The sequence below is a fragment of the Streptomyces sp. MA5143a genome, assembly GCF_900290235.1.
GTDB lineage: Bacteria > Actinomycetota > Actinomycetes > Streptomycetales > Streptomycetaceae > Streptomyces.
In genome coordinates this window covers 74,118-94,138 of sequence record NZ_OLMK01000100.1, presented here as the reverse complement: position 1 = coordinate 94,138, position 20,021 = coordinate 74,118, and the positions used below count along the sequence as shown (strand labels likewise).

Below are 20,021 nucleotides of genomic sequence, written 5' to 3'. Positions count from 1 at the left end.
TCACTTCTCCCGGAACAGGCGCTGGAGCGGTACGACGACGGCGATGACGACCAGGGCGAGGACGACGGCGAGGGCGGAGGCCGCGCCGAGGCGGGCGTCGTTGAAGGCCAGGTTGTAGACGGCGACGCCGGGGACCATGGTCTGGGTGCCGGGGCCGCCCTGGGTGGAGAGGTAGACGACGTCGAAGCTGGCGAGGGCGGCGATGATCGTGATGGTGACGCAGACGCCGATCTCGTTGCGCAGACCGGGGAGGGTGACGGCCAGGAACTGGCGGATCGGTCCGGCGCCGTCGATGCGGGCGGCCTCGTACAGACTGCCGTCGATCTTTCCGATGCCGGAGAGCAGCAGCATCGTGCACAGCCCGGTGGACAGCCAGGTGCCGATGAAGCCGACGGCGGTCAGGGCCCAGGTGAAGTCCGCCAGCCAGGGGCGGGCGACGTCGTCGAGGCCGACGGCGCGCAGGAGCTGGTTGATCACGCCGTTGTCGGAGTACATCCAGGTCCAGGCGACGCCCGCCGCTGCTCCCGGGATGATCTGTGGGAGGAACAGGAGCGTGCGGGCCAGGGCTCCGGTGAAGCGGCCCTCCAGCTGCCTCAGGACGGAGGCGGTGATCAGGGCGATGGTCACCGGCAGGACGGTGAAGAAGAGGATCAGGTAGAAGGCGTGGAGCAGGGTGGTGAACTGCTCGGAGTCGGTGAAGACCGCCGTGTAGTTCTCCAGGCCCACCCAGCTGGAGGCGCCGACACCGTCCCAGTCGTAGAACGAGTACTGGATCGACAGCAGGACGGGGTAGAAGTTGAAGACGCCGTAGAAGGCGAGGGCGGGGAGGGCGAAGAGCCAGCCGGCCCACCGCCTCGCCCGGAGCCTGCGGCGGCCCCGGACGGTGACGGCGCCCACCTTGGTCGGTCGGGTCGAGGACATGATGCTCAGCTGCTCTTGAGGGCGTCGGTGTAGGTGGTCTGGAGCGTCTTGACCATCGCGGCGGGCTCGACCTTGCCGGAGACCAGGAGCTGGAGCTGCTGGGTCAGCTTGGTGCCGACGGCCGGGGCGGAGTTCTGCAGCCAGCTGTCGAAGCCGTTGTCGGCGGCGATGGCCGCGTAACCGGTCTGGATCTGCTCGGTCAGCGTGCCGGAGAGGGAGGGCTCGGCCGCCTCCGACGCGCCGGAGGTCAGGGCGGCGTATCCGTTGTCGACGGCGACTTGCGCGGCCTCGGGGGTGGTGAGGAAGTCGAGGAACAGCGCGGCGGCGTCCTTGTTCTTCGAGCGGGCGGCGATGGAGAAGGCGAGCGTGTTGCTGGTCATGCCCGCGTACTTGCCGCCCTTCTCGGCGGGCGGCATCGGGAAGACGCCGTACTCGCCCTTGAAGTTCTGGTCGAGGGTCTGGGTGATCCAGCTGCCCTGGAAGAAGAACAGGCCCTTGCCGCCGGTGAACTTGCCGTACGACGCCTCCTGGTTGAGGGCGTTGACGTCGGACGCGAAGTACCCCGCCTTGATCCACTTCTGGAGCGTCTTGGTGGCCTTGACGGCCTCAGGGGTGTCCAGGCTCGCGCCCGGCTTGTGGTGGACGAGGCCGCTGAGTGCCTGGGCGCCCATGTAGTCGCCGAGCAGCAGGTTGTAGAGGTGGCCGATCAGACCGTCCTGGTTGGAGGCGACGATCGGGGTGACCCCGGACTTCTTCGCCTTGGCCATCACGTCTTCGAGCTCGGGGATCGAGGAGGGCACGGTCTTCATGCCGACCTTGTTCGCCAGCTCCTTGTTGTAGAAGACGCCGACGAGAGGGCCGGCTGAGCCGCCCGCCTGGTACAGCGGCCCGGAGCCGATCACGCCGTCCGACACCCGGCCGGGGGCGAGGGCCGAGGCGGGGACCTTCCCACTCCAGCCGTACGCCTCGTCGTAGGCGTTGAGGTTGGTGAGCAGGTTGTCCTTCACGCCTCCGAGGAGGTCGTACGGCTGGACGATGTCCGGCGTGGAGTCGGAGGCGAGAAGCCTCGGCAGCACGGTGTTGTAGTTGTTGTCCGCCTCGACCCGCAGCTTGACCTTGATCTTCGGGTACTTGGCCGTGAAGGCGTCCGCGAGGCCCTGCTCGTACTTCTCCAGACCGGCCGCGGAGAACAGCGTCAGGGTCGCGGGCGTCTGGGCGACGGCGGTGTTCACGGCGGTCGGGGTCGCGTCCGCCGAGCCGGAGTCCGAGTCCGAGCCGGGGGCGCCGCACGCGGCCAGGGTGACCAGCGCGGACGCGGCGGCCATGGTTGCCAGCGGGGTGCGCGGACGGCGGCGGGCGGTTCTGACGGGGGAGGTGGGGTGCTGCTGCTTGGGCATGATGCCTCCTCGCATCCATGCGGCTGCCGCTCCACATCCATGGTCGGCAGACAGGGGGTCGGCGCGCTTCCCCTGACTGGACCGCTGGATGCGTTGAGCAGGTTTCGGAAGCGTTTCCGTTGCCGAAAGATTGAGCGGATCGACCCGACCTGTCAAGTAACGAAAGTGCAACACGTGTGTGACATGCGGCAATGCTCAGATGCCTGTGCGGGATGACCTTCCATGCCGACCGCGCTATCGGAAGCCCTTCCGAGAATCTCGGAAGCGTTTCCGAAACCTTGGGAAGTGGGTTAGCCTTCCCGCATGACGCAGAGCTCCCAGAAGATCAACATGGCGGACGTGGCCCGTGCCGCCGGCGTCTCGATGGCCACCGCCTCGCGCGCGCTCAACAACGACTACGGCGTGTCCGAGGCCACCCGCCGCCGCGTCCTCGCGGTCGCCGAGGAGCTCTCCTACGTCGTCTCCCCCGAGGCGTCCCGCCTGGCCGGCGGCGACACCGGCCGCGTCGCGGTGGTCGTACCGCACATCTCCCGCTGGTTCTTCGCGGCACTGCTGGAGGGACTGGAGTCAGTCCTGCGGGCCGCCGACCTGGACGTTCTCCTGTACCACGTCGACGGCATCGAGGACCGGCACGACTTCTTCCATCGGCTGCCGGCGAGGCGAAAGGTCGACGCGGTAGTCGTGTTGGCCTTTCCGGTCGGCGAGGAGGAGCAGCGGCGCCTGGAGCTGATGGGCGTGACGGTCATCGCTGCGGGCGGTCAGCACGCGCCCTATCCGAACGTGTCCATCGACGACGAGACCGCCGGCCGCCAGGCCATGGACCACCTGCTCTTCCTGGGCCACCGCCGTATCGCCATGATCGCCGCGGTCGACCCCGACCAGCCGGACGAGGTGCAGCCGTCGGGCCGCTCGAACGCGTACTACGCCGCTCTGCGTGATGCGGGCATCCCGGTCGACGAGCGGCTCGTCGTCATTGTCGACTGGGGCGGCGCCCAGGGTGCCGACGCCATGGCCAAGCTGCTCAGTCAGCCCGAGCCGCCCACCGCCGTGTACGCCCACTCCGACGAAGTCGCCCTCGGCGCGATCCGCACCCTGCGTCGCGCTGGCCTGCGCATCCCCGAGGACATGTCCGTCATCGGCATTGACGATCATCCCGTCGCAGAACTGACCGATCTCACGACCGTCCGCCAGCCCGTCCGGGAGCAAGGCGAGCTCGCCGGACGCATGCTCCTGAGCATTCTCGGCGGCGAAGACACTGACCACGACGTTCTCGTTCCCACCCAACTCGTCATCCGGGGGAGCACAGCGCCACCGCGGGCGTGACCGCGACGCGGTGGAAGGGGAATCCGCTGCTCTCAGTTCTGGGGCCTGTCTCTCAGCTGGGACGATGGCTGTCGCGGCAGTCGGAGGTGTCCATCCGGGACGCGTTCGGACGAAGGCTGGACACAGGGATCGGAAAAGACCGACAAGGGTCGAGAAGGCTGAGTTCTGGAGCCCGGCGCGCTTGGTCGAACCGCCCGCAGCACCCAGCCGCACCCTACGGCCGGGCGTGGCACTGCTTCTCGGGAACCGCCGACCGTCATTGAGCAGGGGCCTCCAGGCAGCGCACCACCAGATGTTGCCGTCGGCGGCACCGTTGTCAGGTACTCCACCTGTGACACGCTGCCCCGGATCCCCTGGTGACCCACGCCAACCTGGCCGTTCGTATGATCGGCTACGGCGACTTCCCCGCCGATGCCATCAGTGCCGCCACGGCGGACGTCGCTGCTGCCGGCCCCTTCACCTTCGCCGCGGCGGTCCGGAGCGGCGGCTGTGGCGGGACCGCATCGGCGGCCGGCAGGTCCGGTCTTCGTGGCAGCCGCGTGGGTTCTACTGCCTGAGGTCGATCATGCGGACGGGTTGCCCCGTCGTGCGGGCGATGGTCTCGAAATCGCGGTCGCAGTGGAGCAGCGTGAGCCCCGCCTCCTCGGCGGCGGCGGCCACGAGTAGATCGACGGGGCCCGCGCTGCGGTGCTCGCCCTTGGCTGTCAGCTGTTCCTGGACGACGCGGGAGCGGCGGTAGACACCGTCCGGCATGGGACACCAGGCGTAGTGGGCGTCGAGCGCCGTCTTCAAGCGGGTGCGGTCTGCGGCCGAACGTGCTGAGTACAGGACCTCGAGTTCGGTGATGTCACAGATCGCGACGAGACCGGCGCCGATCATGTCATCCCATTCGACTGTGTTCTGGCGGAGCAGGACGCGGGCGAGGGCTGAGGTGTCGATGAGGTAGTCGGCGACGGTCACTCATCCACTCCGGCGCGGTGGACGTCGTCTGCCGCGCTCGTGGCCCGGTACTTGGTCTTGTCCAGGAGGAGGTCCATGTCCAGCGCGCCGTCGGCCGCCAAGGTACGGGCTTCGTCGAGCGCGCGCAGACGTCGGTAGCGGGCCGTGACCTCCCGCAGGGCGGTGTTGATGGTGTCGCGCTTGGTGGTGGTGCCGAGTTGCTTGGCCGCTTCTGCCAGCGCCTCGTCGTCGAGGTCGATGACGGTACGACTCATGGATCCTCCTCATGCATACATGTCAAGGTGCCAGTATATAAGATCTTTTATATATTGCCGCGCTGTTCCGAGTGACTGCTGTGCTCGCCACTGCGTGTTTGAGGAGACATCCGTTGCGGGGAGTCCGGAGCCTTCCTCGCGGACCGGTCTCACCAGCGGTCAACCCGGACTGGAGCCGGTTCGATGGTCCGAGACGGCCGCTGACTGCTGGCCTCTGCGGTGGGCCGCTCACCGCACAAGGACCTGCGGCGGCGGCTGCCTGGCCATCTGCGGGCCACCTCGCACCCGCACGCCCTCGCACCCCACGGAGGCCACCGGTGACCCCCGCCCAGAGCCCGGCACCGGACACCGCGGACACCGCGGGCACCGCCCGAGCCGTGGCCCCCGGCGTGTACGCCTGGATACAGCACGACGGCTCCTGGTGGATCAACAACGCCGGGTTCGTCACCACCGACAACCACACCGTCCTCAGCGACACCTGCGCCACCGAGAACCGCACCCGGGACCTGCTGGGCGCCGTCGGCCGGGCGGCGCCGGGCTCACCGATCCGCTACCTGGTCAACACCCACCTGCACGGCGACCACGCCCACGGCAACAGCCTGCTGCCCCGAACGACGGTGGTCATCGCGCACGAAGCCACCCGCGAAGGCATCCTGAGCGACACCGTCATCGACGGCTGCCCGCCGATCTGGCAGCCCGTGCCCGACTGGGGCGCGGTCACCCGGCGCGCCCCGGACCTCACCATCCGCACAGCACTCACCCTGCACAGCCACAGCCATCCCATCGAACTCCACCACCCCGGCCACCCCGCCCACACCAGCGGCGACCTGATCGTCTGACTCCCCGAACCACGAGTGCTGTTCGCCGGAGACCTGCTCTTCCACCGCGTCACCCCGCTGGTGTTCATGGGCTCCCTGGACGGTGCTCTCCGCTCCCTGGACTGGATCGCCTCCTTCGCACCCGAGCACGTGGTGCCGGGCCACGGCCCCGTCATCGACGCACACACCCTGCCGACGGTGCTCGACCGTCCATGCCGCAACGCGGCGAACCGCGAACGCCCGACCGGCGGCGATGCCCCAGCGCCACACCATCGAGTGGTGATGGCCGATCGGCTCGACATCCTCTGCCGTTCGGCGGGGGCGGGCCAGGAAGCTCGGCGGACGCGTCAGGGCGTGCGGACCATGCACGATCCCGTCACCGACACAACGTCCTTGGAGGCACCATGCGCACTCGCACAGCCGCCTGCGTCGTACTGTTCGCCCTCACCGCCTTCACCACCGGCTGCGGAAGCTCCGAGAGCACCAGCAAACCGAGCAAGCCCAGCAGCACCCAGACCACCGCCGGCATCACACCGGCAGCCGCGAGCGCCGAAGACCTGAAGGCCTGTACGAAGGCCATCAAGGCCGCACTCGATGCGGACTCCGAGGCCGAGGAGTTGAAGAAGACCGCCGAGTGCGACGGCCTCAGTGAGAGCGACTACGAGAAGGCCGCGGCTGGACTCCTCGAGGGTATGAAAGGCTGAGACGCGCTCCAGGACGCCATCGACGAAGCCTCCACGACCGCCCCGGCCCCGGCCGGCCCCGACGAGGCCGTGCACGAGCCGGACCGACCGTCGCGGGCTGAAGGTCCCCGCATCGCCCACACCTTCCGTTCTGGTGGTCGTCGCAACACCCCGGTTCAGGGGATGCGATGGACTTCCATATGCGGAAGGTACGGAGCCCTCAGGGCCGCGAACAGCTCTCTGCTGAGCGAGCCGCATACTTCCAGCTCATGCGGCAGGGTGTGACCAACGAGGACGCGTGCCGAATCGTCGGGGTGAACTCGAAGACCGGCAGGCGCCGGCGCAACGGACGCAGACCGTCCGGCCGGAACAAGGCGGCATCACCGGTTCGTCCGGTGGTGCCGCCGTCCGCTTCTTCGTCGCGATGCCTGAGCCAGGACGAGCGGATCTACATCGCCGACCGGATACGGGAGAAAGCGCCGGTCAGGGCCACCGCCGTTGAGCTGGGCCGCAGCCCGTCGACCGTCAGCCGCGAGATCCGCCGCAACCGCACCACGGACACCACCGGCCAGTGGCACTACCGGCCCTACGCCGCTCAAGGCCGTGCGGACAGCCGCTGCCCCCGTCCCAAGCCCCGGAAGATCCACCAGAACCCCGGTCGGTGGGTGCCGGTGCCCGCGAGGCGGGCGGCCAGGTATGCCTGGCCGCCCGAGCCGGTCAGTTGCCGGGGACGCGCTGGGCGGCGTGTGGTGCCCGCACGCCCTCCAGGACCCTGGCCTCGGGTGCGGCGGACGTGCCGCCCGAGGTGGCGCGGGCGAACGCGGTGGCGCCGCCGAGAAGCGGGACGCGAACCGACGTACGGGCCAGGTCCAGGGTGAGCGTCGGGGTGGTGGACGGCGGTTCGATGAGGTTCTTGTCCGTGCCCGCGACGATCAGGGCCAGGCGGTGGCCCTTGGGGACGACGTGGTCGGTGGCCGCGAGGTCGAGCGTGATGGTGTAGGCCTTGCCCGGGGTGAGCGGGACCCCCTTGCGGTCGGAGGCGTGGTTGCCGAGGTCGGCCCACCCGCGGCTGAACACGGTGTAGCCGACAGACCTCTTCTTCGCCCGCGTCGCCTTGAAGCAGGCGCTGTCCCTGGCGGTGCTGCTGCCCCAGCAGGTGCGGTCTGTGAGCGTGGTGATGCCCTCGGCCTTGTCGGCGTAGTCCCGGATGGTGTCGGGGCCGAGGTCGACGAGGACGGCGGACAGATGGGCCGTCGACGTGGTCGAGGTGGCGGTGACGGTGACCTTGGAGGAGCCGGACAGACGCAGGTCACGGGTGAGCGGCTTGGTCACGAAGCCGGACTTCTCGGGCGTCGTGCTGCCGATCCGTGCCGCCCAGTCGGTCTCGCTCCGCGCCCGGTTGTCGGTGAACGTCTCGGTGCCGGTGCCCTTGCTCCGGCCAAGGGTCCCCACGCCCGGCCGACTGCCGATGGCCGGGTACAGCTTGGTGGTGTGCGTGGCGCGCGGCGGCCAGACCTTCGAGGTGACCCACTGGTCGGGGTGGCGCTCGATGTCGGCCATGGGCTCACGAACGATGCCGTTGTCGTAGCCGAGAAGTTCGTGGTCGAACCAGCGGTGCAGGGTACGGACCCAGTCGGCGCGCCGGAAGTCGAAGGGGTCGACGTGACCGGTCTGGGAAAGCCAGATCTTGCGTTCGACGCCGTTCTTCGCGAGTGCGTCCCACCACTGCCCGAAGTGCTTGGCGCGGACATTGAGGTCCTGCGTCCCGTGCACGAGGAACACGCTCGCGCGTACCTTCGCCGCGTCCTTGACGTAGTCGCGCTCAGTCCACAGGGGCGTCCAGTCACCGCTGCGCGGGGCTCCGTCGATGAGCTTGCGTTCCATGGCCGCACAGCGCCTGGAGGCGCCGTCGCTCCCTACTGCGAAGGACAGCCAGTCGGGGCCGAACTCGGAAAACGGGGCACCCTTGGCGAAGTAGTAGTCGTACCAGGAGGAGATCGCGCTGATCGGAACGATCGTCTTCAGGCCCTTGACGCCGGTGGCGGCGACGCCGTTGGCTATGGTGCCGTCCCAGCTCTTGCCGATCATGCCCGTGCGGCCGTTGGTCCAGGTCGCCTTGACGGCGGTGCCGCCGCGGCGGCTGGTGTAGGCCCTGGCGCGGCCGTTCAGCCAGTCGATGACGGCCTTCGCGGACCGGATGTCGTTGCGGCCGCCGACATCGACGCAGCCGTCGGAGCGGCTGGTGCCGGCGAGGTCGACGCCGACGAAGGCGTAGCCGCGGGGAACGAAGTAGTTGTCGTAGAACAGCGGCATCCGGGCGACGCGCCCGCGTTTGTCGTACGTCTTCTTCTGGTTCTCGTTGCCGCGCCCGCAGCAGGAGTAGTACGGGCCGGCGTCCATGATGACGGGGACCTTGCGGCCCAGCCGGGCGGGTTCGCGAGGCCGCACGATGTCGGCGGCGACGCGGTCTTTCCTGCCGTCGCCGTCGCCGTCGAGGCCGGTGTCCACCCAGACGGACTCACGGACGGCATGGGTGTAGGAGTGGACCGGCCGGCTCTCCTTCGGGGCGGGGGCGGCCTGGGCAGCCGCCGGGGCGAGGAGGGCGGCCAGCAGGGCGGCGACGGACGCGGTCGCGTACGTTCTCCAGATCGTGAAGCGCGTGCGTTTCCGCGTACGCGGACGCGGCCCAACGACCGCGAACATGCCGAACACCGCCAGCGCGCGGGCCAGGTCCACCCCGACCAACCGCCCCACCGACGGCTGTTGCTCGACCACGCCGGCGGGCTCAGCCGGTGCCCCGTGCCGCGGAGGTGGCGTTTCGTGCGAGATCTCTGTTGGAGTCATGCGCCCAACGTCGCCGGGCAGGACGCCCTGACGCGTCTGCCAAGCTTCCGTACCACGCCCCGCCGAATGGCGGAGGACGCCGAGCCGATCGGCCATCACCGGGAGCGACCCCAGGCGCAACGGTCGCCGGGGTACGCAAGGAGATCGAGCAACGCGACGTGCGGACCTGACACGTGACCCGCAGCCCGCCGTACTTGGTTCGGGCTAGGCCGGCCGGAGGTGGTCGGGGCTGTCCGTCGAGCCGGGTGCCTCAAAGTCGCGGAAGGCTTCGGACGGACGCGGCCCCACGGACCCTTGATACTTGCCCGAATACAGCTTGATGGTGCCAACCGGGACCCAGAATGTGACTTGGCCGATGCGCATTCCCGGGTAGATCCGAACCGGCTGCACGGCGTGGAACTGCAACGTCCAGTTGTTGTGGGAGCCGATGTCAATCAGATCGGCCGTGATGTTCACGAAGAGACCGAGTCTGCCGAGTGACGACTTACCCCTGATAATGGGCACATAGTGGTCGCTGCCCATCTTCTCCATGGTGGAACCGAGGTACACGCGGTCCGGCTGCAGGACGAGGCCCGCCTCGGTCAGCCGTGTCCGCTCGGTGGGCTGTCGAACCTGGACGTCCAACTCCCTGTTTCGATAGGTCAGCAATTCCGTACCGAGCCGGAAGTCGTAGCTGTTCGGGTTGACCTGTTCGGCGCTGAACGGATCTATTTCAATCCGCTGAAGGTGATACTGGCGGATGATCTCTTCTCCGGTCAATATCACGGTGGGCTCACTCTCCCATGGGTAATCCGCCATTTTCAGGCGAGGCTCGGTGGCCAAAAGGGGGTCGGTGCTGACGACTGCCCGTACATGCCTGAGTAGGAGGTGACGGTTCCTGCCGTCCTCCAGAAACTGACCTGACCCAGCGGCATGCCGGGTACGACGCGCAGTGGTTGGACGACGGCGAGTTCCAGGGTCCAGCAGTGAATCGCTCCCTGATGCCCGAGGTCGGCGGTCACCTGGACGAAAAGCCCGAGGCGACCGAGCGACGACCGACCGATCAAACTGGTCACGTACGTCTCACTGCCAATCACCTCGGCCGTACTGGCGAGATAGAGCCGCCCGGGCACGAGGACGTAGCCCTCGTCGCCGATGGTGGCCGAGTGCCATATCGCCTCGCGGCGGGCATCAAGGACACCTTCCGCGGACTTGAGATGCCTACCCAGCGTGTAGTTGTAACTGTTCGGGTTCATGTGTCTCGGGTCGAAGGGGCGGATGACGATCTCCGCAGCGTCGACGGCCGCCTCGATCTGCCGCCCGGTCAGGATCACCTGAGCAGGGAATTCAACAGTGCGGTGGTGGCAGTGGCGAAGTCCTGGAGCGTGCCACTGTTGTCCACCGGGCTGCTCGGACGTATCCTCTCCAGCCCGTTCTCCGTCGAATGCCGGGAGTCGCCGAGCGTCAGGTCGCCCCGCGCTTCCCTCCGCTCCCGGGCCACCTCTTCGTCGACAGTGATCACCACGGGATGGAACCCGCCCTGGCGCAGATAGGGGAGGTCGGCGGGCCTGGCGTCTGAGCAGATGACCACCTGACGCCGAGTGCTGCCTTCGCAAGCTGCGTGGATGCGCGCTGTTTCTGACAGAAAATGCTCCTCGAGGACGTGCGGATTGATCTTCCGCATGTGTGAGCCGAGGAAATTGAGCAGGGCGCCGTCCTGTCTTCGTTCTCCGGTCTGCAGCGGACGTCCCGCACACTCATAGACCGCAGCCTGAGCGAGGTACAGCGGTTCCGCGAGCGTGATGACGTGCACGGTGGCATCGTTCTTGACGGCCCACTCCTGTGCCAGTAACGAAAATGTGCTCTTCCCCGAACCGGGCAGCCCGAACAAAGCGATGCGACATGCACGAGGGCGGGTGGGCTGAGGGCGCTGGATCACGGGCGGCTGCCGATCTGCGCGTCGATCGCGGTCAAGGCCGCCTCGACCGTCGCTCTCAGTTCCGTGTCGGAGGCGTTTCCGATGACCGTCCCCGTGAAGGGAGGGGCGTCCATCCCGAGTAGCGACCAGGGGATGTTGGTCACGTCGTGGTGAGGGTGAACGGAGACGGGGACGACTGGATAGTCGCTGGGGGACGAGGACCGCCGGTCGTGCATGGTGCGGATCTCGTGCATGATGTTCCCGTTCAGCTGGGTGGAGCACCGCTGCTGATAGGAGCGCGAAGCAACCAGAATCGCCGCATCGGTGTTCATGACGCCGTCGATGCTGTTGCGGGCAGTGGTTCCTCCGATGCCCTGATTCGCTTCCATGATGACGAAGTAACGTCGCCGGAAGTGATGCAGCTGTGACACCAGACGCCGAACCTCCGCGATGTCATCCGTGCAATAGGAGATGAAGATCGCCGGACCGCCGAAGCCCTTCAGGCTCCTGGTGTCCGGCGGAATTCCATCCCACTCGTTCCTGGCCTTCTGCAGCAGGGCGGCTCGCAGGGTGCGGTCGGTGTACGCCGCCCGTACCGCTTTGATGTCCTCACCCTTGCTGTTGTGCGGGTAGAAGACCAGGACATCGCCGAGGATGGGCAGCGTCGACCGTACATTGCTGGTGACTCCGAAGTGAGGGCCGTTGCATTCGCCTATGCCGGTGAGCTCCACCTCGCCGTCAGGCCCCTCCATGGAGAAGCGGACCCCGCTGCTTGGCGGGGCATCGGCCCCGAAGACCTCGAAGAAGAGATCGTGCGGCACCGGAACGTCGGCCGTCGTGGCCGGCTCATCCACGGACCCCACGTCGCGCAGCCAGAAGTGCCGGTACAGTTTCGTGCCCGTCGTGAACTCCGTCAGAGCAGTAGCGGCCCTCTTGCTCAATCTACTCTTGAGGACGCTTTGACTGAGCTTGGTGATCTCTTCTTCCAGTCGGACGTCGTCGACCTCCAGAAAGGAATCGGTGCTCATGTACTGGTTCGAGATCAAGGGGAAGGCCTGCCGCAGCTCCTGGGACTCACGCACGCCCCTGAGGATGCTCTTGACCAACATGACTCTGAACCGGTTCTGCGGCGCGAAATAGACCGTGGAATACAGATGTGCGCGCGTCGCAAGGAAGTTGGCGAACGGAGCGGGGTCCGAGCAGATGGGGCCTTGGTCGTCGTAGGTGATAACCGCGGAGATGACGTCGTCAGAGTTTCCGAGCATCCCCACGGTGTGATGTGCGTCGCGGTGTACGTAGTCGATCCGGTCGGCGTCGATCTCGCCGTCCAGCATGTGGCGTACCGGCAGGAACGCGGCGGCCAGATCGGAGTCGGGCCAGTAGTCGGCCGTCATCAGAAAGGCGATGAAGTTGCTGTTCAGCGGCGCAAGGAGGGGATCGATCTCAGGCCCGAACAGACAGGCCAGGGTGAAGACTGGCTTGGCCGGCCAGAGCGAGGTGTCCCGGCCGATCTTCAGACCGACCCAGGAGCGAACGTCGTCGTCGGGGACGAAGAGCCCTCGGGTGGCACTCTGGTAGGGGAGTTCACCCACGTCCTGCAACAGTGCCGCGATCAGGATGTGCTCGTAGAGCCACTCCGTCTCGGCGGGCTGGTCCGGTTGGTAGACGCGGTTGTACTCGGCTTCGAGTGCGGCGACAAACTCCGAGTCAGCTGCCCCCACCTGGCGCAGAAGCTTGCGCATGATGTGCATGGTGCCAATGGCGTGTGCGTACCTGCTGTGGTCCGCCCCCACGAAGCTGTGAGAGGCGAAGCCCAACTGCTTGACCCGCCTCAGCCGCTGAACGGGGCGCGATTGAATGACGCGGTCGATGACAGGTGATACGAAACCTGCTGCGGTGTCGGATGTGTCGATAAGGCCGTGCACGGCATCGCGCACAGGCGAGAGGGGGTTGCGGCTGGCCTTTACCCTTCGCGTGTTCTCCGATGCCATGCACACATCTTCTTTCGCCGCTATCGGGGAGTGTCCCGGCACCCACCTTCCCGTGGCAGCCTCGCCTCGACACCCCACGATCTGTCCCTACCGGATGTTGTGTAAACCGCCGCCCCAGGACATGTGCGGAGCCGGGCGGCTGGGAGATCGGCTGGCTAGGTGTATTGATCACGAGCGTTGTCAACGCTGGCCGGGCTTGATCATGGCGAAGGCCTCTGTGCGTGGTGGAGGGTCTCGGCCGCCCGCGCGAGGCAGTCACACAACAGGGACGGCGAGTTGGACTCCAGACAGGTGCGTCAACAGGGCCTCCTGGTGATCGGCTTGGTTCGCGCCCCCGATCTGCCAAGAGGCCTGCTCCCATGCGCCGGTCCTCGCGCGATCACCCGAACAGGAACCCTGTTCGACCAGCCCAGCCACACCTCGGACAGGCGGATGGCGTCGCCCTGATGACTCCACAGGTTCAGCCTCGGTGGCCATCGGATGACTGGGCTGTGGACGCGAGGACCTCACGAGCCACCCGAAAGCTGTCCAAGGCGGCGGGTACTCCGCAGTAGACAGCTACTTGCAGGAGTACCTCCTTGATCTGATCAGGGGACAGCCCGTTATTGACGGCGCCGCGGACGTGCGTGGCCAGTTCGTGCGGACGGTTCAGCGCCGCGAGCATGGCCAGATTGATCATGCTCCGCTGTGCGGGCTCGAGGCCCGGGCGGTTCCAGATGTCGCCCCAGCAGTACTGGGTGACGAGCTCCTGTAGATCCCTGGAGAAGTCGTCAGCTGAGGCCAGGGAGGCGTCGACGTAGGCATCTCCCAGCACCTTGCGACGCGTGGCGAGGCCCTGGTCGAACAGATCTTGATTCAGCAACGTGTTCTCCTTACCTGGGTAACGCGTTATATGACCGATCTCGTCTCAGTGGAACCACTTGTCGGCGACACCGCCACTCAAACGTGACCTGATATGCGAAGTAGATGATTCGTTACATGGAAGGCGACCTCTGAAGGGCGTTCCAGTGCGCTCAAATGGGCCGCATCGAGGTATTCCACGCTTCCATCCCTCACCGACTTCGCTATCAATTCCAGTGCCTCCGGAGGCGAGGCAACATCACGCGTGCCGGCCAGAGCGAGAACGGGGCAATGCAAGCCGGGCAGCAGATCCACTACGTCGAACCGCCCCAACGCCTCCCACGTCTGCGCCCAGCGCTCCGGTGTGGTTTGCGCGAGAGCGTTCTGGATGTATCCGTTCACCTCGTCGTCTGCCGCAGGATCGGAGACCCATCTGGCGAGAGTGTTGTCGACCTGGCCGGCGACTCCGTTGACCTTGCCTTGCGCGGCGCGCTCGTACATCGCAGTCCTTGGGAACCGGGAAGACGTTCCCAAGAGCGCCAGGGACGCGATGCGGTCAGGTGAGTCCAACGCGGCCGCCTGCGCCACCGCGCCGCCCAGTGACAGTCCGACAACGTGGACCGGATTGGTGGTCAGGTGCGCGCAGATGGTGAGCAGGTCATGGGCGAGTTGGTCGATCGAGAGGATCGATTCTCCTGCGGCCGCGCCGTGGCCGCGAAGGTCGTACGCGGCCAGCGTGAACGATTGTCCGGCTCTGGAGAGTCGACCAGCAATCTCGTGCATCGTCCGATACCAGGCGTGTCGATCAAGGAGGGCAGAGTGAACGAACACAATCATCTGCGAATCATCGGCCGGCCCCGTGGTGATGTGACTTAGCAAGGTCTCGTGGTCGGCGACCAGGATGGAATTGCTGTGGGAAAAACGCGGCCAGGGCGTATTCATGGAGTGAGGGTACATGGGCCACAACTATCTAGTCAACCAGTTGACGACCTCTTATGTGATGCTTTGACTTGGCCCGAGGGCTACTCCGAGCACGGGTACGAGAACTTGGAATCCCGCCGCCGAGTGCGGGCCACTCATCGGCGTGACCCAAGCCGGTGCAACGGAGTTCCCCGGTGGACGGGTGGTGCCTCACGTGACGTCCGCCTGGAGCAACTCATCAGCCCTGACGTGTACGCTACGTACGTGTCAACTCTGTCGAAGCCCAGCCGTTCGAACGGGAAGCGGCGCGTTGAGTCACGGGAGGCTCCGGTGCCAGGGCCCATCATCCCACTGATCCACCGTTCCATCGCCGCCATCACCAATTACGTGGAGCATGGCCTCCGCGCTGCTGGGTACGATATTTCGCCGCCCCGTGCGGGAAATGTCATGCGTAACCTGACTCCTGACGGGGCGACAATTGTAGATATCGCGCGGGCGTGCGGGGTGAGCAAGCAGGCCGTCAGCCGGCAGGCAGAGGCGCTACGAGCGTTGGGTTATGTGGTCATCGAGACCAGTGCATCTGACCGGCGCCTGAGGATCGTAAAGCCGACACCCAAAGGACTCCAAACCAGACACATCGCTGACCGCCTTTACGAAGAATTCGAGGCCGACCTCGAGAAACGAGTGGGCGTGGCCGATGTCGCAGCCTTCCGAAGGGTCATGGCAGCAATACAGGAAATCGGCGAGGATACGGAGACAACAGGGGAATGACACCATTCCACTGAAGCGTGGGCTGATCTGCTGAGCGGAACTCTCGATAGATCAGGCGGCTGCGGCCTCGCGCACGTGGCCGTGCAGGCGAGTGATGATCTCGGTCAACTGCGCGGCGACCTCGGCGTCGTCGACGGGGTGGCTCTCAGCGAAGCGGCCCACGGAGCCGGGGACGGAGAGCTTGACGTCCTCCAGCACCTTGCCGCCGGCGATACCCACGATTTTGCGGGCCTCGTCCTGCGCCCACACACCGCCGTACCGACCGAACGCTGCGCCGACCACGGCGACCGGCTTGCCGCCGAAGGCGCCGACTGCGCGCGGGCGGGACAGCCAGTCGATCGCGTTCTTCAGGACGGCCGGGATGCTGCCGTTGTGCTCCGGGCAGAAAAGCAGGAACGCGTCGGAGGCCTGGGCGGCCTCGCGCAGCCTGGCGGCGGCAGCCGGGGCGCTCCCCTCGACGTCGATGTCCTCGTTGTAGAACGGGATGTTTGCCAGGCCCTCGAAAAGCGCGATCTCCGCGCCCTCGGGAGCCAGCTTGACGGCGGCTTCGGCGAGCTGACGGTTGTGGGAGCCGGCACGGAGGCTGCCGACGAGGGCGAGGATGCGAGACATGCGAACTCCAAGGTGACTGAACTGTGCCGCAACGACGTCAGGCGGTGGGCCGCGCGCCCAGGATGAAGTCGGCCGCGCGCTCTCCGATCATGATGGTCGGACCGTTCGTGTTGCCGCTGACCAGGGTGGGCATGATCGACGCGTCGACAACCCACAGGCCTTCGAGCCCGTGCACCCGCAGCGTCGGGTCGACGACCGACTCGCTGTCCACACCCATCCGTGCCGTGCCCACCTGGTGCTGGCCCGTCACCGTCGTTCTGCGGACGTACTCCCGCACACTGTCGCGGGTGCCGAAGTCCGGCCCCGGACGCACCTCGCCCTTGTGCAAGGCCTGGAGGGCGGGCTGCTCCCCGATCTCCCGTATCTGGAGCAGGCAGTCGACGAGGACCTCGAGGTCGTCGGGCTCGGAGAGGTACCGCGGGTCGATCAGCGGTGCCGCGGTCGGGTCCGTGGAGCGCAGCGAGACGGTGCCGCGGCTGAGCGGGTGCAGCACCTGGCCGGTGATGGTGAAGCCGTAGTCGGGCAGTCGCCCGCTGATGTAGGGGTACACGAAGGACATCAGCATCGGCTGCACGTTCGGAGCCAGCAGTCCCGACCTGGTCCGGCCGAACACGCCGGCCTCCAGCCCCTGGGTCCTGGGGAACACGGGCTCGGCCGTCTCGAAGATGACCGGGCTGGTGACGTGGTCCTGCAAGTTGCGCCCGACGCCCGGCACATGCGCCCGGACCTCGATGCCCAGCGAGCGCAGCCGCGCCGCGTCACCGATCCCGGACAACTGCAGGATCTGTGGGGTGCCGAAGACACCCGCAGACAAGACCACGCGGTCGGAACGGACCAGGTGGCGCTCACCACCGCGCAGGTACTCGACGCCGGTGGCCCGGCCGCCCTCGACCACGATCCGGGTGACGGTGGCCCCGGTGACCACCGACAGCCGGGGGTTGTCGGCAACGGGGCGGACGTAGGCCTCCCAGGACGAAACCCTGCGCCCGTCACGGATGGTGGTCTGCAGGTAGCTGACGCCCTCGAACCCGCTGTCGTCGTTGTAGTCGTCACTGTAGGGGTAGCCGGCCTCCTCGGCCGCCTGGACGAACGCCCGGACAATCGGGGAGGGGTCGGGCAGGCGCTGGATGTGCAGCGGACCGCCCACGCCGCGGCCCCCGACCGCTCCGCCGTCGTAATCCTCCAGCTTGCGGAAGTACGGTTCAACCTCGCTCCAGGCCCAGCCGGCCGCGCCCTGCAGCACCCAGGCGTCGTAGTCCGACGGGACGCCGCGGGCGTAGATCATGCCGTTGATGGAGCTGGTGCCGCCGAGGGTGCGACCGCGCGGCAGCGGCAACTCCACGCCGTTGGCGCTGGTCTGCGGCACGGTCCGGTAACTCCAGTCGTACTCCGTGCCCAACACGGCTGGGGACCGCAGCGGGTCGTGGATGGCCTCGGAGTCGTCGGCCGGGCCGGCCTCCAGCACGGTGACCGTCAGCCCGGCATCCAGCAGGCGGCGCGTGACGACGGCACCCGCCGAGCCCGCGCCGACCACCACGGCCTCCGGCCGGTCGTTGTTCGATGTGCTCATCCTTCGTGCTCCTCTCGTGCCCCTCGGTCGTCGAAGGGGACGTCGTCCGACGCGGCGGTCACCGCGGCAGGTAGGTGCTCTTGAGGACCTGATAGGCCTCGAGTCCCTCCGGGCCGAGCTCACGGCCCATTCCGGAGGCTTTGGTGCCGCCGAAGGGAGCGGCCGGGTCTGCCAGGAAGCCGTTGATGCCGATCGCGCCGGTGTCTATCCGGGAGGCCACGGCGAGCCCGCGTTCGACGTCGGAGGTCCAGACGGTGCCGCCCAGGCCGTACGGGGAGTCGTTGGCGACGCGGACGGCATCGTCGTCGTCCGTGTACTTGATGATCGACAGCACCGGCCCGAAGATCTCCTCGCGGCCGATGGCCGAGCGGTTGTCCACGTCCGCGAACACCGTCGGGTCCACGAACCAGCCCTGCTCACGGGGCCGGCCGCCGCCGGTGGTGAGCCGGGCGCCCTCCGCCTTGCCCTTGGCGATGTAGCCCTCCACCCGCTCCTGCTGGCGAGCCGTGGCGAGCGGGCCGACCCGCGTCGCCGGGTCGAGCGAGTCGCCGACGGGCAGGGTGCGGACGAAATCGGTGATCGTGTCGACGACCTCGCCGTAGCGGGAGGCCGGCACCAGCACGCGCGTTCCCAGGTAGCAGGACTGCCCGTTGTTGAGCATGGTGGCCATGAAGAAGCCTTCGAGGTTCTGGGTGAGGTCGGCATCGTCGAGGACGATCGCCGCCGCCTTGCCGCCCAGCTCGAGGGTCACCGGGCGCAGCATCCGTCCGGCGGTCTCGGCCACCCAGCGGCCGACCTTCTCCGAGCCGGTGAAGGACAGCTTGTCCACCCCGGGGTGCTCCACAAGGTAGGCGCCGGTCCTCGGGCCGCCGGGCACGATGTTGATCACGCCGGCCGGTAGCTGGGCCTCCTCGGCGGCCTCGGCGAACAGCATCGCGTCGAGAACGGTCTCGGGGCTCGGCTTGATCACGAGAGTGCAGCCCATGGCCAGAGCCGGACCGTACTTGTGAGCGCCGATGGTCTGGGGCACGTTCCACGGCACGATCGCGCCGACAACCCCGACGGGCCGGCGGCTGACCTGGATCCGCCCCAGGACGCCGTCGCGCTCGCTGTCGAACTGGATCTCGCCGGTGCGCAGCATGTTCGCGTAGTAGCGCAGCATCATCTGCGGCATGGTGTTCTCTGCCCTGCTGGAGATGGCGATCGGCATGCCGTTCTGCGAGGAGACGCGGATCGGCATCTCGTCCGCGCGGGCGTCGAGCGCGGTGGCGAAGCGTTCGATGGCGTCCGCCCGGCGCTCCGGCGCCCAGTTCGCCCAGCCGCTGGCGTCGTCGAAGGCCTTGCGAGCCGCCCCGACGGCCGCGTCGACGTCCGGCTCCAGGGCCTCGGGTACCCGACCGATGGACTGTTCCGTGTTGGGCGAGATCACCTCGATGGTCGAGGAGGACGAGGGGGTCACCCACTCACCGCCGATGAACAGGGACTCGTAGACAAGGCTCATCGCGTGCTCCGCACGATCGGGGGGCCGTAGGGGCCCCGTTTTCCCCATCGTCAACCTGTTGACGATATTCAGGCGCGCGCTCACCGGAGCGCAAGTGACTCGTCCTGGCCTCGCCATAAGCGCCGCGACACCGAGGCCACAACGGGCCCCGACCCTGATGGCGGGCTTCGAGCACGTCGATCAGCTGGGCGAGTTCGAGCTTTCCAGGCCCAGGTGCGACGGCCGTTCGAGACGCACGTGTCGGCGGTGGTCAACAGCCGTGTTGCCTGCGGGCAGGCCGACTGTTCCTGATCCTGACCGTGCCGCGAGCGGGCACGGGGACCGGGTCACCCGCAGGCCGCGTCGATGTCACCGTCCGCCGCAGCAGCATCGGACCAACCACCCGGCTGGTCCGGTTCCCGCCCGCGCCGGCTGCGGGGCGCAGGCTCGGATCGAGCTCCGCGACCCCCTTGCGTCCTCTGCCCGGCCGCTGCGCCCGCCCCGACGGCGCCTCGCCGGCATCCGGCTCGAACACACTGCTGCCGAGAGTCGTCTCGCTGTCCCGGCCGCCCGCGTGACGGCCCGGATACCGCCATCTCCCAGCAGCCGGGCCTGCGCTTCCGTGAGCAAGCGTCGCTGCCGGTCGTTGGGATGCGGAAGCAACACCCCTGACTTCACCGCGAGTTGGGGGCGACTCTCGTCCAGGACGCACACATGCCGCACCATTGATGATCCGGAA

General features: G+C 67.4%; 18 protein-coding genes and 2 pseudogenes. 5 read left to right on the top strand and 15 right to left on the bottom strand.

Annotated elements, in window-relative coordinates:
- The gene (locus SMA5143A_RS35635; protein ID WP_107466960.1) at positions 1-921 is read right to left on the bottom strand and encodes a carbohydrate ABC transporter permease; all 921 of its coding nucleotides are present in this window, start codon (positions 919-921) and stop codon (positions 1-3) included.
- A 5-nt stretch (positions 922-926) separates the two neighbouring features.
- Positions 927-2,318 (bottom strand): ABC transporter substrate-binding protein, encoded by a 1,392-nt coding sequence (locus tag SMA5143A_RS35630; protein WP_107466959.1) that lies wholly within the window; start codon positions 2,316-2,318, stop codon positions 927-929.
- Between the two features lie 303 nt (positions 2,319-2,621).
- Between SMA5143A_RS35630 and SMA5143A_RS35625 the strand changes: the two genes are divergently transcribed.
- The gene (locus SMA5143A_RS35625; protein WP_107466958.1) at positions 2,622-3,641 is read left to right on the top strand and encodes a LacI family DNA-binding transcriptional regulator; all 1,020 of its coding nucleotides are present in this window, start codon (positions 2,622-2,624) and stop codon (positions 3,639-3,641) included.
- A 546-nt stretch (positions 3,642-4,187) separates the two neighbouring features.
- On the opposite strand, the gene SMA5143A_RS35620 is transcribed toward SMA5143A_RS35625, so the two are convergent.
- Both SMA5143A_RS35620 and SMA5143A_RS35615 read right to left on the bottom strand, forming a co-directional pair.
- Positions 4,188-4,601, bottom strand: a complete 414-nt coding sequence (locus SMA5143A_RS35620) for a PIN domain nuclease (protein ID WP_107466957.1) — start codon at positions 4,599-4,601, stop codon at positions 4,188-4,190.
- Positions 4,598-4,855: a type II toxin-antitoxin system VapB family antitoxin gene (locus tag SMA5143A_RS35615; protein ID WP_107466956.1), complete on the bottom strand. Its 258-nt coding sequence runs from the start codon at positions 4,853-4,855 to the stop codon at positions 4,598-4,600. Before SMA5143A_RS35615 ends, SMA5143A_RS35620 begins: the two co-directional genes overlap by 4 nt.
- A 317-nt stretch (positions 4,856-5,172) precedes the next feature.
- Here SMA5143A_RS35615 and SMA5143A_RS43530 point away from each other — a divergent pair, with 317 nt between their 5' ends.
- The 3 genes and pseudogenes from SMA5143A_RS43530 to SMA5143A_RS45020 all read left to right on the top strand — a co-directional run.
- Positions 5,173-5,694, top strand: a complete 522-nt coding sequence (locus tag SMA5143A_RS43530) for an MBL fold metallo-hydrolase (protein ID WP_219923629.1) — start codon at positions 5,173-5,175, stop codon at positions 5,692-5,694.
- Positions 5,695-6,077: 383 nt separating this feature from the next.
- Entirely contained in the window at positions 6,078-6,377 is a 300-nt protein-coding gene (locus SMA5143A_RS43525) for a hypothetical protein (protein WP_219923628.1), read from the top strand.
- A gap of 167 nt (positions 6,378-6,544) precedes the next feature.
- Positions 6,545-7,168: pseudogene (locus SMA5143A_RS45020) on the top strand (helix-turn-helix domain-containing protein); the annotation flags it as partial.
- On the opposite strand, the gene SMA5143A_RS35600 reads toward SMA5143A_RS45020, so the two are convergent.
- From SMA5143A_RS35600 to SMA5143A_RS35570, 7 genes are all read right to left on the bottom strand, one after another.
- Positions 7,074-9,059 carry a Xaa-Pro dipeptidyl-peptidase gene (locus SMA5143A_RS35600; RefSeq protein ID WP_107466981.1) on the bottom strand — a complete coding sequence of 662 codons (1,986 nt, stop codon included), beginning with the start codon at positions 9,057-9,059 and terminating at the stop codon, positions 7,074-7,076. The pseudogene SMA5143A_RS45020 and the gene SMA5143A_RS35600 overlap by 95 nt on opposite strands.
- Positions 9,060-9,404: 345 nt before the next feature.
- Entirely contained in the window at positions 9,405-9,965 is a 561-nt protein-coding gene (gene dcd, locus SMA5143A_RS35595) for a dCTP deaminase (protein WP_375136583.1), read from the bottom strand.
- Positions 9,966-10,000: 35 nt separating this feature from the next.
- Positions 10,001-10,513: a dCTP deaminase gene (locus SMA5143A_RS35590; protein ID WP_107466953.1), complete on the bottom strand. Its 513-nt coding sequence runs from the start codon at positions 10,511-10,513 to the stop codon at positions 10,001-10,003.
- Positions 10,510-10,992 (bottom strand): hypothetical protein, encoded by a 483-nt coding sequence (locus SMA5143A_RS35585; protein WP_107466952.1) that lies wholly within the window; start codon positions 10,990-10,992, stop codon positions 10,510-10,512. Before SMA5143A_RS35585 ends, SMA5143A_RS35590 begins: the two co-directional genes overlap by 4 nt.
- A gap of 122 nt (positions 10,993-11,114) precedes the next feature.
- Positions 11,115-13,088 (bottom strand): TIR domain-containing protein, encoded by a 1,974-nt coding sequence (locus SMA5143A_RS35580; RefSeq protein WP_146193999.1) that lies wholly within the window; start codon positions 13,086-13,088, stop codon positions 11,115-11,117.
- A 460-nt stretch (positions 13,089-13,548) separates the two neighbouring features.
- Positions 13,549-13,950 (bottom strand): 4-carboxymuconolactone decarboxylase, encoded by a 402-nt coding sequence (gene pcaC / locus SMA5143A_RS35575; RefSeq protein WP_258193922.1) that lies wholly within the window; start codon positions 13,948-13,950, stop codon positions 13,549-13,551.
- A 77-nt stretch (positions 13,951-14,027) separates the two neighbouring features.
- The gene (locus SMA5143A_RS35570) at positions 14,028-14,870 is read right to left on the bottom strand and encodes an alpha/beta fold hydrolase (RefSeq protein WP_181362172.1); all 843 of its coding nucleotides are present in this window, start codon (positions 14,868-14,870) and stop codon (positions 14,028-14,030) included.
- A 309-nt stretch (positions 14,871-15,179) separates the two neighbouring features.
- Here SMA5143A_RS35570 and SMA5143A_RS35565 point away from each other — a divergent pair, with 309 nt between their 5' ends.
- Positions 15,180-15,620 (top strand): MarR family winged helix-turn-helix transcriptional regulator, encoded by a 441-nt coding sequence (locus SMA5143A_RS35565; protein WP_146193998.1) that lies wholly within the window; start codon positions 15,180-15,182, stop codon positions 15,618-15,620.
- 51 nt (positions 15,621-15,671) lie between these two features.
- Here SMA5143A_RS35565 and SMA5143A_RS35560 read toward each other — a convergent pair whose 3' ends face one another.
- The 4 genes and pseudogenes from SMA5143A_RS35560 to SMA5143A_RS44285 all read right to left on the bottom strand — a co-directional run.
- Positions 15,672-16,232 carry an NADPH-dependent FMN reductase gene (locus SMA5143A_RS35560; protein WP_107466948.1) on the bottom strand — a complete coding sequence of 187 codons (561 nt, stop codon included), beginning with the start codon at positions 16,230-16,232 and terminating at the stop codon, positions 15,672-15,674.
- Positions 16,233-16,269: 37 nt separating this feature from the next.
- Entirely contained in the window at positions 16,270-17,802 is a 1,533-nt protein-coding gene (locus SMA5143A_RS35555; RefSeq protein ID WP_107466947.1) for a GMC family oxidoreductase, read from the bottom strand.
- A 58-nt stretch (positions 17,803-17,860) separates the two neighbouring features.
- On the bottom strand, positions 17,861-19,303 hold the full coding sequence (locus SMA5143A_RS35550; RefSeq protein WP_107466946.1) for an aldehyde dehydrogenase: 1,443 nt from the start codon (positions 19,301-19,303) through the stop codon (positions 17,861-17,863).
- Positions 19,304-19,715: 412 nt separating this feature from the next.
- A pseudogene (locus tag SMA5143A_RS44285) lies at positions 19,716-20,008 on the bottom strand (ISAzo13 family transposase); the annotation flags it as partial.
- Positions 20,009-20,021: the final 13 nt, after the last annotated feature.